The 15,122-nt window shown below is 52.2% G+C and carries 15 protein-coding genes; 6 read left to right on the top strand and 9 right to left on the bottom strand.

Annotated features, from left to right (window positions below; all coding sequences use genetic code 11):
* Positions 1 to 12 precede the first annotated feature (12 nt).
* A complete protein-coding gene (locus AC0YOB_RS00810) occupies positions 13 to 630 on the top strand; it encodes a TVP38/TMEM64 family protein (protein ID WP_475791116.1) in 618 nt (205 codons plus the stop codon).
* Positions 631 to 803: 173 nt separating this feature from the next.
* Here the strand turns inward: AC0YOB_RS00810 and AC0YOB_RS00805 are convergent, their stop codons facing one another.
* Both AC0YOB_RS00805 and AC0YOB_RS00800 read right to left on the bottom strand, forming a co-directional pair.
* A complete protein-coding gene (locus AC0YOB_RS00805) occupies positions 804 to 1,844 on the bottom strand; it encodes a Gfo/Idh/MocA family protein (protein WP_475791115.1) in 1,041 nt (346 codons plus the stop codon).
* A gap of 17 nt (positions 1,845 to 1,861) precedes the next feature.
* Complete coding sequence (locus tag AC0YOB_RS00800) at positions 1,862 to 2,713, bottom strand: sugar phosphate isomerase/epimerase family protein (protein WP_475792272.1); 852 nt, start codon at positions 2,711 to 2,713, stop codon at positions 1,862 to 1,864.
* A gap of 134 nt (positions 2,714 to 2,847) precedes the next feature.
* On the opposite strand from AC0YOB_RS00800, the gene AC0YOB_RS00795 reads away from it, so the two are divergent.
* Positions 2,848 to 3,750, top strand: coding sequence for a helix-turn-helix transcriptional regulator (locus tag AC0YOB_RS00795; protein WP_475791114.1), 903 nt, complete (start codon positions 2,848 to 2,850; stop codon positions 3,748 to 3,750).
* A 185-nt stretch (positions 3,751 to 3,935) separates the two neighbouring features.
* Here AC0YOB_RS00795 and AC0YOB_RS00790 read toward each other — a convergent pair whose 3' ends face one another.
* The 3 genes from AC0YOB_RS00790 to AC0YOB_RS00780 all read right to left on the bottom strand — a co-directional run bounded on the left by AC0YOB_RS00790 (position 3,936) and on the right by AC0YOB_RS00780 (position 7,081).
* Complete coding sequence (locus AC0YOB_RS00790) at positions 3,936 to 4,094, bottom strand: hypothetical protein (RefSeq protein WP_475791113.1); 159 nt, start codon at positions 4,092 to 4,094, stop codon at positions 3,936 to 3,938.
* 362 nt (positions 4,095 to 4,456) lie between these two features.
* Positions 4,457 to 6,856 carry a glycoside hydrolase family 95 protein gene (locus tag AC0YOB_RS00785; RefSeq protein ID WP_475791112.1) on the bottom strand — a complete coding sequence of 800 codons (2,400 nt, stop codon included), beginning with the start codon at positions 6,854 to 6,856 and terminating at the stop codon, positions 4,457 to 4,459.
* Positions 6,857 to 6,949: 93 nt separating this feature from the next.
* Positions 6,950 to 7,081, bottom strand: coding sequence for a hypothetical protein (locus AC0YOB_RS00780; RefSeq protein WP_475791111.1), 132 nt, complete (start codon positions 7,079 to 7,081; stop codon positions 6,950 to 6,952).
* A gap of 30 nt (positions 7,082 to 7,111) precedes the next feature.
* On the opposite strand from AC0YOB_RS00780, the gene AC0YOB_RS00775 reads away from it, so the two are divergent.
* From AC0YOB_RS00775 to AC0YOB_RS00765, 3 genes are all read left to right on the top strand, one after another.
* A complete protein-coding gene (locus AC0YOB_RS00775) occupies positions 7,112 to 8,923 on the top strand; it encodes a DEAD/DEAH box helicase (RefSeq protein WP_475765515.1) in 1,812 nt (603 codons plus the stop codon).
* The gene (locus tag AC0YOB_RS00770; protein ID WP_210039536.1) at positions 8,920 to 9,870 is read left to right on the top strand and encodes a YqhG family protein; all 951 of its coding nucleotides are present in this window, start codon (positions 8,920 to 8,922) and stop codon (positions 9,868 to 9,870) included. The genes AC0YOB_RS00775 and AC0YOB_RS00770 overlap by 4 nt, the downstream gene beginning before the upstream one ends.
* Positions 9,871 to 10,039: 169 nt before the next feature.
* A complete protein-coding gene (locus AC0YOB_RS00765; protein ID WP_475791110.1) occupies positions 10,040 to 10,936 on the top strand; it encodes a hypothetical protein in 897 nt (298 codons plus the stop codon).
* A 21-nt stretch (positions 10,937 to 10,957) separates the two neighbouring features.
* Here the strand turns inward: AC0YOB_RS00765 and AC0YOB_RS00760 are convergent, their stop codons facing one another.
* Positions 10,958 to 11,146 (bottom strand): YqzE family protein, encoded by a 189-nt coding sequence (locus AC0YOB_RS00760; protein WP_475791109.1) that lies wholly within the window; start codon positions 11,144 to 11,146, stop codon positions 10,958 to 10,960.
* Between the two features lie 169 nt (positions 11,147 to 11,315).
* On the opposite strand from AC0YOB_RS00760, the gene AC0YOB_RS00755 reads away from it, so the two are divergent.
* The gene (locus AC0YOB_RS00755) at positions 11,316 to 12,080 is read left to right on the top strand and encodes an N-acetylmuramoyl-L-alanine amidase family protein (protein ID WP_475791108.1); all 765 of its coding nucleotides are present in this window, start codon (positions 11,316 to 11,318) and stop codon (positions 12,078 to 12,080) included.
* Here AC0YOB_RS00755 and AC0YOB_RS00750 read toward each other — a convergent pair.
* The 3 genes from AC0YOB_RS00750 to AC0YOB_RS00740 all read right to left on the bottom strand — a co-directional run bounded on the left by AC0YOB_RS00750 (position 12,048) and on the right by AC0YOB_RS00740 (position 15,035).
* Positions 12,048 to 12,875: a divergent polysaccharide deacetylase family protein gene (locus AC0YOB_RS00750; RefSeq protein ID WP_475791107.1), complete on the bottom strand. Its 828-nt coding sequence runs from the start codon at positions 12,873 to 12,875 to the stop codon at positions 12,048 to 12,050. The two genes, AC0YOB_RS00755 and AC0YOB_RS00750, sit on opposite strands and share 33 nt — an antisense overlap.
* 137 nt (positions 12,876 to 13,012) lie before the next feature.
* Positions 13,013 to 14,647 (bottom strand): MDR family MFS transporter, encoded by a 1,635-nt coding sequence (locus tag AC0YOB_RS00745; protein ID WP_475791106.1) that lies wholly within the window; start codon positions 14,645 to 14,647, stop codon positions 13,013 to 13,015.
* A 28-nt stretch (positions 14,648 to 14,675) separates the two neighbouring features.
* On the bottom strand, positions 14,676 to 15,035 hold the full coding sequence (locus AC0YOB_RS00740; protein WP_475791105.1) for a MarR family winged helix-turn-helix transcriptional regulator: 360 nt from the start codon (positions 15,033 to 15,035) through the stop codon (positions 14,676 to 14,678).
* Positions 15,036 to 15,122: the final 87 nt, after the last annotated feature.

Here is a 15,122-nt window from a genome sequence, read left to right as displayed (position 1 = left end):
AAGGAGATTGCAATGAAATTATGGCAGACCTTACTGATCTATGCGGCCGCAATTATATGCCTTCTGATCTACAGGCAGGAAATAACCGATTGGATGATGTACAGCCGTCCATCTTACCTGACTATGTTTTTGCTCAGTCTGTGCTTTCTGCTGTTCCCCGTGCTGCCCTTCAAGATTATTATCGGCATGCTCGGCTTTATCTATGGACCGCTTATTGGCGCTGCAATCAGTTGGGCTGCGGCTTCCACCGCATCAGTCATTGTTTATCTGGTTGTGCGCATATATTTTCAGAAGAAGGGCAGAGCCTACCTGGCTAAATATAAAAGGCTTGAGAAATGGACCGTTTTGATGGAAAAGAATCCGTTTCTGGTCATCTTCCTGGCCAGAATAATTCCCGTATTTCCGCAGGCCATCGTCAATATCTATCCTGCTTTTCTGTCCATTAATCTCCTCACCTACACGGCCGCTTCCTCTTTAGGCAAAATACCGGCGATGCTGGTATTCTCTTATCTTGGAAAAAATATATTCTCCGATCTCTCAAACGCATTCCTGGTCATTGGCATATACGGCGCTTTCCTGCTGCTGGTCTACCTCATATATCGTCTATGGCTGAAAAACCGGCTGGTATAGCTTTCAATTGAGAGGATGTTAAAGCGCGGAAAATAACAAAAAGGCGTTGGAAGTTCAACGCCTTTTTTGGAATAACAAGAAAGTATGAATTTACATCTTTGCACTCCTTGTGGTACTAAAGCTGAAGAAGCCGGCTGCCGCCGATGGACGGTAGCAGCCGGTTCTTCTTACTATTAAACCTGCGGTGACGGTTCGTTCTTGCTCCCCAGCGTTACCGCCTCTCCCCTGCGGTCGGCAGAAAGGATCTCGGCTTCAATGATTTCAAGCGAACCAAGTGTGTTCGCGGGCTCCGCAGTCGTAATCGGAGTATCGTTCATGACTGATTCCACAAAATAACGAATTTCACGGTAGTAGCCCATATCCGGAGACAGCTCGGCGATGAAGCCGGGAGCGTCATTGGGATTTACTTTCACCTGATTGTTCTCGAACACGATATTGCCCTTTTCAAAATTAACCCTGTACACCATCGAGAAACCGTAATCCCCCTGCAAGGTCCAATCGCACTGGGCATTGATAACTTTACCGTCCTCGTAGCTGTAGTTGGTCGATACGATATCGTAGCCGCTGCCCGGCACCACATTGCGGCTCATCGACAATACCTTCTCAGGCTTGCCGAAAATCCAGTGAATGGCATCCGTGTCATGGATATGCATGTCCAGCATCGCGCCGCCGCTTTTCTCCCCAATCCGGAACCAGCCATTCGGCGTCGCGCCGCCGCGGAAGAAATACCCCCCTGTAGCTGCGCCGAAACGTCCGGAATCCACCGTTTCCTTCAAATATTCATAAGCCGGCCAGAAGCGCAGGCATTGCCCAATCATCAATTTCTTGCCGCTTTGCTCCGCCGCCGCGATCATCCGCCTGCCATCCGCGGAATTCAGCGCCATCGGCTTCTCGCAGAGCACATGATAACCGCGGCCCAGCAGATCGCAGGTCAAGTCGGCGTGCAAATACGTAGGAAGCGTGATGCTGACCATATCCAGCTGCTCGCTGCTGAGCATCTCTTCAATGTCCGCATACAGACGGTATTTCGACAAATCGGTGATTTGGGAATCCGTCGCGATATTGCCTTCCACCTTCTGATGTTTCAGTTCCTCGATCAGAAGATCGCAGATGGCGACAAGCTCGACTTCCACTCCCTCTGCCTGAAGCCTTACATAGTTCTCCATATGCATGTGGCCCATAAATCCGAAGCCGATCAGTCCAACCTTTAGCATCGTCTCTTCATCCTCCCTTAAGCTCTTGCCGAATCGTTCAAAATCGCATCTATGGAACGGGACGTATTATAGATAATCTGTGTGGAATGATGCGTATACGAAGGAATCATTTCCGCCGTCACATAGTTCGTATAGCCGATTTCCCGAAGGGCTTCGACCACAGCCGGGTAATTGACGTCGCCAGCCAGCAAATCCACAAAACCGACCAGGCCTCCGGCCTCTCGGCGGTAATCCTTAAAATGCACCTTCTTGATCCGGCTTCCCAGAATCCGCACCCAATGCTCGGGATAGCCGGAATAAACCACATTCCCTACATCAAAGTAGGAGCCGACAAAGTCCGAACCCACGGCATCAATAAAGCCCCTCATTTCCAGCGGTGACAGCAAAAACTTGTTCCAGACATTCTCGATACCGATATGAACGCCTGCGGCTTCGGCATCCGCGGCCAGCAGCTTAATCGCCGCCAATGCGCGGTCATAAGCGATATCATAAGGTACAACCGGGTAGCCGGGGATAAAATCAACGCCAACGCCGCCCGGAATAACGAGAATAGCGTCAACGCCAAAAGCTGCCGCAAGCTCCAGCTGTTTTTTGCAAATGGAGACCGCTTTGTCACGAACCGCCTCGTCGTCGCTGGTCATGGCATAGTCCCAATACAAGCCTGTCGCGAGCCCGCTGATTTCAATACCGGCATCCGCAGCTAATTGGCGGATTTCACTGATTTTAGCGTCCGTAATGTCTAGCCCCAGCTCGCCGCCCTCGGTCAAAGCCAGTTCAATGCCGTCAAACCCGGCATCCTTGGCGATCCGGATGCATTCTGCAATGGGCATGCCGTCCGGAAAGGACCAAATATTGATTCCTTTTTTCATCATTAAAACCTCCCATAACCTGTATTTGGACAATAGCGTTTGCCAACGAAACGTCATTTATGTTAAATAAGTAATAGCTAAAGCTATTTTAACAATAGAACAGCCTGAAATATTTAGCGAAAGGAGATCAGTTTTTGGACAATTCCGGTTTCTTATATCCTCTTCGCAAGCAGGTTCCCTTTCGCGACTGGTCACCCAGCGTGCATTATGCCAAATTTCAAAAAATGCCGGAGGGTCCGCTCGATGGCAGGCGGATCTACGACTTTGAGCTGCTTTATGTCCGCCAGGGACAAGCTGCCACCTGGATCGGCGGCGAGCGCCACGATATTGCGCCCGGGCAATTAATCTTTATCCCGGCGGGTGTTTACCACCGCAACGAGGTGCTTTCTTCCTATGCGCAGTTTATGGGCATTCATTTTGATTTTCAGGATGAGCTGGATATTGTGAGCGAGGTGGATATGGTCGTGAACGAAGCGGCCGTCCAGGAGATCAAGTTCGGAGTGGAAGCCCTGGCCGAAGGCTTCGAGCCGCTTTCGGAGAAGCTCGTCTACACGCCTACCCCGTTATGCGTCCAGCTGATGGAACAGGTCGTGCATGAATTTACGATGCGCCCGCCCGCTTATCACTTGCTCTGCAAAGCGCTGATGCTGCAGGTATTGGGGCTGCTGCTGCGCTCGCAGAGAACTTACAATCCCGTCAACCTGCCGCTTCAGGGCGACCGGATTCTGGAAATGATGACGGCCATGGAGGCCGACCCGGCTGCTTCATGGTCCAATCCGGTTCTGGCCGAGAAGCTTGCCATGAATCAGGATCATATGATCAAGGTCTTCAAGAAGGTCGCAGGCATGCCGCCGGGGGAATATGTGCAGATGCTCAGGCACAGGGAGGCTAGAAGGCTGCTGCGGGAGACGAATTTGTCGGTCGGAGAGATTGGAGCGCAGGTTGGCTATCCGGATATTCATTATTTCAGCCGCTTATTCCGCAGCAGCGAAGGAATACCCCCTAAGGCTTACCGGAATCTGGCCCGTATTCTGTAGGACGGGGCGGCTTGATGGCGAAGGGTTCCTATCTCCAGACCAAAACGGGCTCCGCCCGTTATCGATTCATGCGGCACTGTGCTGCCGCCGTGCATCTGAACCACCTTCCTGACAAGGAGAGTGGTTCATTGCATTGCATTACATTGCATCGCATTGCTTTACATTTACCAGAACATTCGGCTTTATCAATCCACATCCTTATTTGATTTTCCAGTTACTTCCTTCATCTTCCTCCTCTTCTTTTCCTTATGATCCATATAAAACAGAAGCGAAAAAAGCAGCACACCCAGTATAACGATTATCCATCGAATGGTTGGCGGCATCATCAAAAATGAATAAGTCATAATGAAACACCTCCCCTGAATCGTGTATTGATAAACTCAATTTTCGCGGCATAAATATTGCTCTCTGAAAGCTGAGTTATAAACGTATAGAATTTTTATATGTTCAGCGCTATAAATTTCTATAAGTTTGTTGTCGGAATAACGCGCTTTGCCGCCAAAGGGCGTCGATAGCTGGTTCCTCTTGGATTAATATCCATTATAAAGGTTTTAATTGTAAAAAAAACCTTAATTAAGTTCATTTTTAAAATTTGTCCTTTGAATACAGATTTCGTCCGGAAGGATCCCATTACAGCCCGGTTTACGTAAAGCAGGCCTTCCCTTTTGAGAGAAGGCCTGCTTTCATCCCAGCCGCTACGCAACCGTCAGGAAACAACAGAGCTTTCGACGGCCGTAAGCGTGTACGTTTTACCTGGTTCGCTATCAAATGAAATCAAGCTGCCCGGCATAAGCTCCGCAGCGATTTCTCTGCCATTCTCCGATACAATAACGGACGAGTCTGCATGCACCAGACAACGCCCACCCTGTCCGGAAGTTATGGCAGCCTCCTTCAAGCGGCCGCTATCCCAAGCGAGATCCACTTCGAAATCTCCCCTCGCCTTGAGCCCTCTTACCCAGCCGCTTGCCCAAACATCCGGCAGCGCCGGCAGCAGGTGAATAAATCCCTTCTGGGATTGCAGCAGCAGCTCCGCAATGCCGGCGGTAACGCCGAAATTGCCATCGATCTGAAATGGCGGATGGGCGTCGAACAAATTCGCATACACCCCGCCATGGTGATAATTCGTATGCTTTTTATCTTCGACCAGACGAAGCAAATTGGAAATCAGGGCAAACGCCCGATTGCCGTCCATGAACCGCGCCCACAAATTCACCTTCCACGCCAGACTCCAGCCGGTTCCGTCATCCCCCCGCCGCTCAAGCGAACGCTCCGCTGCGGCGAACCACTCCGGCGTATCTTCTCCAGTGAGCTGACGGCCAGGAAAAACACCGTAAAGATGGGACACATGGCGATGATTCACATCTTCATCCTCAAAGTCCAGACTCCACTCCTGAAGCTGGCCGTATTGTCCGATCTGCAGAGGCAGCAGCCGCTCGCGCGCTTTGGTCAATTCCCCGCGGAGGGTTTCATCGGCATCCAGTCTCAGAGAAGCCTCGATACAATTGGTGAACAGCTCCCAAATGAGCGCCATATCCATTGTCGACGCCCGGCTAACCCCTGCAAGCGACCCGTCAGGCGCTACAAACTTATGCTCAGGCGAGGTTGACGGGGCTGTAACCAGATTGCCCTGTTCATCTTCAATCAACCAATCCAGGTAGAAACGGGCTGCCTCTTTCAGCACCGGAAACGCGCGGTCGCGCAAGAAAGAATCGTCCCGCGTAAAGCTGTAATGCTCCCATAGATGCTGGCACAGCCATGCGGCGCCCATCGGCCACAACGCCCACAACGGATCGCCATGGCCGTAATCCCCAGCCGGCGATGTCAGGCACCAAATATCCGTATTATGATGAGCCGTCCATCCCCTGGCCCCATAATTGACTTTGGCGGTTGAGGCGCCATTGACCGATAAATTCTCGATGATCTGCATTAATGGTTCATGGCATTCTGACAGATTGCAGCTCTCCACCGGCCAATAATTCATTTGCGTATTGATGTTGATCGTATAATTGCTGCTCCAGGGCGGCCTCACCTCCTGATTCCAAATCCCCTGCAGGTTGGCAGGCTGGCTGTCCTGACGGGAGCTGGCAATCATCAAATAACGACCGTAATGAAACAACAGCTCAACCAGCGCCGGATCAGCGGCTCCGAATTTTTCAATTCGCCGGTCGGTCGGCACACTTGCGGCAGCTGAAGAATCTCCCAAATAAATGTCTACACGATCAAAAAGTCTGCGGTAATCATCTACATGGGACTTAAGAAGCTCTTCATATGATTTGATCATGGCAGCGCTTAATTGCTCTTTCGTAATTACTGCCGGATTTCTCCCCTCGACCGAAGGGATCCTGTCAAAGCCCTGAAAGCTTGTTGCGGCGCCAATGAATAGCGTAACGGAGTCCGCATCCGACACATGCAGCCCATCGGCATCGGTATGGAGTGTGCCCCCTGTATTTACTGCGCCAAGACGTCCTGTGAAGCTCATCGCTCTGTTCGACGCGCCATCCCCATACACGATTGGCCGGTCGGTTTGATAATAGCTGGGATCTACATTCTCGGGAGCTGTCCCGTGCAGAACATGCTGCTGATCCTCCTGACTCGTACGGGAGCGCAGCTGGCTTGTCAGACGGGCGCTGAAGCTGATCATACCGGGACGGTCGGCCTGCAAACGCATAATGATCGCCTGATCCGGGTAGGAGGCGAAGGTCTCCCTGGTATAGGTCACCTCTCCAATTTGATAGGTCAAACAAGAAAGCGCTCTCTCTATATCGAGGCTGCGTTCATAGGAACCTGCAATATCCGCATGATAGAATTGAAGATGCAAATCGCCAAGCGGAAGGTATGATTGCGTATACGGGCCCAGCATTTCTCTGGACAGCTTGTAAGCGTCCGTGAATTTCTCTTCGGCGAGCAAACGTCTGACCTCCGGCAGCACTTCCAGCGCGTGAGGATTATTGAATTCTCTCGGGCTTCCGGACCATAACGTATCCTCATTCAGCTGAATCCGTTCTTGTTCCACCCCGCTGAAGATCATACCCCCGAGCCGGCCATTTCCTATTGGAAGCGCCTCCACCCAGGAATGGGCCGGCTGCTTATAATGAAGCTTCTTCATGGTTATTCTCCTTCCTCTCGCTCAATATCATCTAAATCATAGTTCGTTCAGAGTCGGTTTGCAAGAGTAATAACGTCCGCTGATTAAGCTGTTTTACGAGACATCATCCGGCTCCGCCATCCATAGGATTGACGGCGCCGCCCTTGCGCCGGACGCACCTTCTGTCATTATTTCTCCGACCGTCTTATGAATTGCCGGCTTGAAGGTCATACTAAGAACAATCAATCCAATTCCTTCCTCGGAAAGGAGTCCTTCATGGCCCACTCTACAAACCATCCGCAGCAGTCGGAGTCCACTTCCGGTCCTGGTCCTGCAGGCCGCAAACTGCATCCGAATGCTCCGCTTTATTTTGACCGCAGCTGGTTCGATCAGCTTCAGGACAAAGTCGACCGCAACGGTCCATGGGACGACTGGACCATGTATCAGCTGGCTGTCGAAGCCGAGCAGACCAAGCTGATCAGCAGCTTCGACGATCTCCAGTGCATACGCAGCCTGCCCGCGCTTGAGCCGATGCCGCATCAGATCAGCACCGCCCGCAAGGTGCTGCACGAGATGAGCGGCCGTGCCATTCTCGCTGATGAGGTGGGGCTTGGCAAGACGATCGAAGCCGGTCTGATCCTCAAGGAGTATCTTGTTCGGGGGCTCGTCCGCCGCGCGCTTATTCTGGTTCCCGCTTCACTCGTTCTCCAGTGGGTGCGCGAGCTGAATCAGAAATTCGGTATCGCCGCAATCGCCCAGAAGAAAGAGCATACCTGGCAGCATGACATTGTCGTGGCCTCCATCGATACGGCGAAAAGAGATCCGCACCGGGATATGCTGCTGAGCCAGGATTACGATCTGCTCATTATAGACGAAGCCCATAAGCTCAAGAACAAAAAGACAACCAACTACCAGTTCGTCAATCTGCTCCGCAAAAAGTATTGCCTGCTTCTGACCGCAACGCCCGTACAAAACAACCTGGATGAGCTGTATAACCTGATTACGCTGCTCAAGCCCGGACAGCTTGGCGGTCAAAGCGAATTCGCCAGCAATTTTGTCGTGGACAAGCGTATTCCCAAGAATGAGGGCCAATTGCAGGAAACGCTGTCTACGGTTATGATCCGCAATCGCCGCGGCGACGGCGGAATCAATTTTACGAGACGGATCGTCAAAAATATCCCGCTTTCGCTCTCTAATGAAGAGCAGGCGCTTTATGATGCCGTGACGAGATTCGTAAAAGAACGCTATGAGGAAAGCGATGGCGATCTGAGCAGCATGCTTTCGCTGGTCACGCTCCAGCGCGAGGTGTGCAGCAGCCGCGACGCCGTCTTCCTCACCTTGGTGAATATGTTCAAGAAGACGCCGGAGGATTCGCCTAAACGCGCCAAGATTTGGGAGCTGGTCGAAGTCATCCGCGGCATCCAGGCCAACACCAAGGCGGAGAAAACGTTGGAGCTCGTACGCGCCATGGATGACAAGGTGATTGTCTTCACGGAGTACCGCGCAACGCAGGAATACCTGCTGCAGTATTTCCGTTCGCAAAATATTACCGCCGTACCGTATCGCGGAGGCATGAATCGGGGTAAGAAAGATTGGATGATGGATTTATTCCGCGGCCGCGCCCAGGTGCTGATTGCAACCGAGGCCGGGGGCGAGGGCATCAATCTCCAATTCTGCCACAACATGATCAACTTTGATCTGCCTTGGAATCCGATGCGGGTTGAGCAGCGGATCGGCCGGGTCCACAGGCTGGGTCAAACCAGCGACGTGAACATTTTCAACTTGTGTACGCTGGGAACGATCGAGGAGCATATTGTGTCCCTGCTGCATGAGAAAATCAATCTTTTCGAGCTGGTAATCGGCGAGCTGGATCATATTCTGGAACGTTTCGACAAGAAAGAAACACTCGAACAGAAGCTGGCGCGCGTCATGCTGGAGTCCGGGAACTCCGCGGAGCTGCGCAAACAGATCGACGATTTGGGCAACTCCCTGAACCGGATCCGCAGCGAAGTAGAATCCGAATCATCCCAAGGGCTTGAAGCCATTGATGCCATGCTGGATGCAGTAGGCCAGGAGGTGAGACCTTGAACGAGCGTCAGGTCCATAAATTTGTCCAGCGTTATCTGGAGGCAACAAATTGTCATGTAATGGAGAAATCGCCTGCTCATTACCTGGTCAAGCTTTCGCCCAAAGCGGACCGGGAGCTCATGAACCGGACCTATTATTGGGGGTTCATCGACCGAACCGGCGCTGAGCCCGAAACAATGTCGCTGCTGCTTGTTACCGACAAGCAGAAATATGACGAAGCTGCCGCGCAGGAGAAAATCCGCACCGAGAAAGCTGCCGCTCCATCCGAAGCGGATCAGGCGGCGGAAGCTGCGCTCAGCCGCACGCGCGGCTTCCTTCACGGCACCTTGAATACGGCGGCGAGAGTGCCGCGCGAGGATTTGCATTACGGCTCTCACAAGCTGAAGCAGTTGTTCGATTCCGCCAGGCATAACGGCAGCTACGTCTGTCTGTTCCAGGAGCCCGAGAAGCGCAGCGCCCACCCTCTCCAATCTACGGCTTATACCGCGTGGCTTGGAGTGAATTTGAAAGTCGAATTCGCCTGCGATATGAAACGGGAGGAAATCCATTCCTTTGGCGTTTCGCTGGCAACCGGACAATGCGTGGAACGCTTTTACGACCGGATTACGCAGCATCGGATGACACCCAAGCTGCCGCCCAATATACACACTGCCAAAAACGCATTAACGCTTAACAAAGCGGCGACCATCGCGGAACAAACGCTGGAGCGGAAGCTGAAGACCTACGATTACGCCTGGGCGGCTGCAGCTGCGGCAAGGCTCGATGAAGAGCTTGTCACTCTCCATCACTATTATGAGCCTCTGCTTGCTTCCATTGACGAGGAGCAGCGGACGCTCATTACCGAGCAGTTTCAGCGGAGGCAGGATGAAATCCGCTGGCAGTACGAGCCGCGGGTGAGTGTATCCGCCATAAACTGCGGAATTTTCTATCTGGAAGGAATCGGTTGACACCGGAAACGACAGGAAACCGGAGGATCCTTGGTTTCTTCGCAGCAATACGGCAAAAATAGAACGGAGCTTGTCCGCTTGGGCGCGACAGGTTCCAACACCCTTTTCAGACAGGCTTGGTTACAATGACGTTATGACCCAAACCCATGAAAGAAGCAGGTGATAGCTCATGCACAAACGAACTCCGTTATTCGCCGCCATTATTTTGCTTATGGTCAGCAGCCATGTATCAGCAGCGGCCGCAGCGGAAGCGAATGCTTCTTTATCTCTTGAGAATCCATCACAGCTGCAGACGCAGGTACGAACATGGATGGATATTTTGTCTGAGCAGCAGCAATTCCATGCCTGGAAAAACGCTGACTCCGCCATTGTTCCGCTTGGTCCGGGCACACATGGCTATCTTGTCACGATCATCCTGGATCGCCAGCCCGTCGGCTACATGATCGTCAATGCCACTGAGCAGGGCGGGTATGCCCTCGGTGAATACGGCGTCGGGCGCCACCCTATTTTTGATCCCAATACGCTGTACCTTTCATTGGTACGGCAAGGACTTATTGAATCTTATGCCGAAGCAACAAAAAAGCCGCTCCGGCTGGAACGTATATACGTCCATCCATTGCTGGCTGTTTGGAAATGGGATGCCCCTGATGGACAAGCCTATTATCTGGATGCCTGGACCGGCGGGGCGCTTCCGGTCAATGATGCCATGTGGCAGAAGCAGCTGTCTGTCAAGCCGCCGGGTCTTGCTGCGGACGAGGAGGCAGGCACACTAACAAGCCTGTCCGGGTCCCGTTTAAACAGCGCATTCGATCCCTATGAAACCATGCCGTGGCTGACAAAATCACCGCTCGTGATAGAACAGCCCGGCTCATTGCTCAAGCTTCTGGATGATCAGGCGAAATTACGATACACAGCCGAGCTGTTCGATCAGACTGTTCTCCATGTCTGGCCTGCCGTCGGGTACCACACATGGAATGACCAGAACGTTTACGTGGCGTTCGATCAGCAGGGCACGCGTTATGTCCCGCTGGAAATGCTGGTTGGCAATGGCCTTTTCTATCAATAATGGCGGTATGAAGCTTGATTTTTATCTTCCGCTTCGGCTGCGCCACCAGAGCGCGACGCCGAGAGGCGCGATTCCAAACCATTTCGTCAGCCAAGGCTCGCGTGAAGCTTTGGCTGTTTGGCGTGACTGTTTGCGTTCATCCTTGGGTGTTTCCACGTATTGAACAAATTGCTCGGTCACATATTTAACCCACTCATCGCTATCTGCCATCTTCTTCGCCTCCTTCCTTTTACGCATTCATTCCTGCGTTTACGCCTTCACCGCATGATCATTCATTACCTTTAGTCTCCCCTTGAATTGTTTCGCTCAAACATGAATGAGTTTCCTTCCTCTGTGCCAGTCTAAGGAGAGTGAACCTGATAGTGGAGGAATGACTAAGATGCTCCAACGACCGCGTTATCTGATCAAGAAGCATTATTTCAAAAAATGGCTGTTCCGGACAACTGCGATCTGCCTGGCCAGCTTCTGCTGCCTCGGTTTTCAACAAGAAGTTTCCGCGGGTGCCGAGCCAGTACCTGAAGAGCAAAAGACCGCCGCTGTTCCGGAATACCACAGGGCTCTGCCGACGACCGACGTCATTATTGATGTAGGCCATGGAGGCATAGACGGCGGCGCCCATTATGAAGATTTGCTCGAGAAGGATATCAATCTTGCTGTAGCGAAAAAGCTCTATGTGCTGCTGCGGGGCTATGGCATCCGCACCGTCCTTAACCGGGATGGCGATTACGCCTTAAGCGATGACAACCGCTGGCATTCGAGCCGCTCCCGGCATAAGCGCGATTTGTCCCAGCGCAGCCAATTGTCCGGCGAGATTCACAGCCGGCTTATGGTGAGCCTGCATGTCAACTGGACCAGGAATCCAAAACGCTACGGTCCTCTCGTGCTCCATCAGGACCAAGGGGAAAGCGCACTGCTCGCCTTCTGCATCCAAGATGCCCTGAACCGCCAGCAGAATACCAACAGATTGCCCGTGATCGGCAAACCCTTCTATCTGCTCAATGTTGTCAAACAACCGGCTGTCATTGTCGAAATGGGCTTTATCAGCCACGCCGGAGACCGCCGGATGCTGACAGATCCCGGTCGGCAGCAGGAAATTGCCGACGCGATTGCATCAGGGGTGCGGAATTATGTCCTTCTCCGATGAGGGGGTGAGCATCTCGGAAAGCCGGACGAAGTTCATGCTTTGCTGCAGCTTCGGGATGGTAACCTTGAGGACTGCGGCTGTTTTCTTGCCCGGGACACCGACATGGCCGATAGCAACGCCTGTTGCATGAGAATCCATATGCTTGTGCAGGATGCCCAGCTGTTTGGCGATATGGCTTTCCGTATATACATCATCAAGAAAAACATCATTCGAGAGCAGCGGCACACCCAGCTCCGCAGCGATCTTGGGAATTACGGTCTTGTAGGTGGTGCGGCTGTCCAGGAAGAACATCCCGTGTTCCTTCACTACAGTCAGGACGATGCGCATGATATGCTCGTCAGCCGTTACCTTCGATCCCATATGATTGTTCATGCCGATGGCATACGGAACATCCTTGATGGCCGCCTCCGTCCGATGGCGCACCTCCTTGTCGCTTAAGGCCGAGGTAATGGCTCCGGGACCAAGCCATTCCCGTTTGCCGCTGTTCGGTTCCATCGGCATATGCACCAGTACATCATGGCCGCGTTTATGCGCCATTTCCGCGTCATGCCTGGTCATGTGCATGAAAGGCATGACAGCGACCGTGAAATGAACAGGCAAATTCAGCATTTCCTTCGTTCCATCCGATCCATTGCCAAAGTCGTCAATGACGATGGCAACCTGTCTGTCCTCAGGGCCTCCAGCGTCTTGGATTTTTGCCCCTTCAAGCCCATCGGCAGCCGTATGGTAACTCATCTGTACGCTGATCAGCAGCAACAGGATCAGCGCCATCCGTTTTATCCGGTTGTTCATCATTATAGAACCGCCTGCTTTCCCTTCGAGTTACACTCATTGTTTGTGTGAGAAGGGCAAAATATGTGCGGATGACGGACGTAAACACAAAAAAACAACCCTTCCATAACTGGGAAGGGTTGTTTTTTCATAAATTTCCTTTAGTGCATCATTGGTGCCGCTTCTTTTCTTTCTTTGCGGGACTTCTTATCCGGCTGCGACAGCTTGATCTTGCCGATCATCAGACTCATCACAACGCCCAATACGATAAAAGCAAGACCGACCCAAAACACATGCTGCAGCGAACTGATCAGCGTGTGCTTCAATATAGGCGATACCTTCTCGACAAAAGACGCCGGCAGCGCTTTGAGAGTATCTGGACTCAGCAGCATGGAATAGACGCTTTGCGGATCACTGTGAATGCCGTCAATCATCTTGGCGGCAGTACCCGTCTGGTCATCCATGCCGGTGAGCACCGGCTGCAGATCCTTCGTCAGAAGCTTGCCGGACTGGCTGTTCATCACGGCGCCAAGCACCGTCATACCAAACGTTCCCCCGATGGAGCGGAAAAATTGGCTGGAGGAGGTTACGACGCCCAGCTCCGATTTAGGGAAGCTTTCCTGCAAAGCCAGCGTCAGAAGCGGCATTACGAATCCCATGCCAAAGCCCATCACCATCATAATGCCCGATGCGCTGAGCTTGGTTGTATCAATATCCATGGTTGTAAGCAGCATGAATCCTACCGCCATAATAATCATACCTAGGATCATCTGTACTTTGATCCCGATCTTGTATACAATTTGTCCTGCGATAATGCTGGTAATAATCATCGTAATCATGAGCGGAGTCATGACCGTGCCGGATGCGGAAGCGCTGATTCCGACAATACCCTGCATAAACAATGGAACGAACATGATCGCGCCGAACATGCCCACGGACATCAGGAAACCGATCGCGTTGATTGTGCTGAATACCCGGTTTTTGAACAGCTTGAGCGGAAGAATCGGTTCCTGGGCTTTTGCTTCAATCATGAGGAATGCGGCGATTGCCACTGCAGCCAGTGCGAACAATCCAATGATCTGCCACGAAGCCCAAGCGTAATCCACGCCGCCGAATGTCAAGGCCAGCAGCAGGCTGACAACCCCGACAATCATGGTAAGCATGCCCGGTATATCAAAAACAACCTTGCCTTCTGTTTTGTGCTTGGGAAGCGCCAGAGCGATCAGAACGACCGCAAGAAGTCCTACGGGAAGATTGATATAGAACACCCAGCGCCAGTTCAGCGAATCGACGATCCAGCCCCCGACCTGAGGTCCAATGACGGACGATAATCCGAATACGGCGCCGAATGCTCCCATCCACTTGGCACGTTCCTTGCCGGTGAAGATGTCTCCGATAATGATCATGGCCATCGGCATAATAATACCGCCGCCGATCCCCTGCATCGCACGGAAAATAATGAGCCATGTCATATCCTGCGCGGTTCCGCATAAAGCAGATGCGCCGATAAAAACGACAAGGCCTGTCACATAGACGACCCGTCTTCCGATCAAATCCGCCAGTTTACCTGCTATCGGTACGACGACAGTGGAGGTCAGCATATATGCTGTCGTCAGCCATGCCATGAGCCCAAGTCCACCAAGATCCCCAACAATCCGCGGCATCGCAGTACCGACAATGGTCTGATCCAATGCCGCAAACAGCATGGCAATCATCAAACCGAGAATTAATAATCCTTTCCCCTTTCGGACTGTATCCGTGGGAGTTTCGCTTTTTACAGCGCCAGTTGTTTCCATCCTTGCTCCTCCTTTTAACCTTGTCAAACTAGTCCTTGATGATCTTCTCAAGCGTAACAAGCATATTCTCTATCTCATCCACACTCAGCTCGCTGAAATATCGCCCGATCAGCTCATTGTGCTGCTCTTCAAGCTGCTTGCTCGCAGCCAGGCCGGCATCTGTGATCTGCAGCAAAACAACGCGGCGGTCGTTATGGTCGGGAAGACGGACGACAAAATCCAGAAGCACCAGTCTGTCGATCATCACGGAGATCGCGCTCGGCTTGACGCCCATCTGTTCAGCCAATGCGGTTACTTTAAGCGGTCCGTTGTCCCGGATGATAAATAAAATAATAGACTGAGGTATGGTCATTTCCGATTTGTAGTTGTTTGCAAATTCATGCGCCATTTTCCTTCTGAGTGTTTGCAGCACACCCCTGAAACGCTCAGCCTGCGCATTCCTGTTGGTTTCTATAAGTTTTGAACCCCCCGTCAA

The sequence above is a fragment of the Paenibacillus sp. JT31N17 genome (assembly GCF_056269255.1).
The sequence above is the reverse complement of the archived record's forward strand: the minus strand, read 5'-3'. Positions and strand labels throughout refer to the sequence as shown.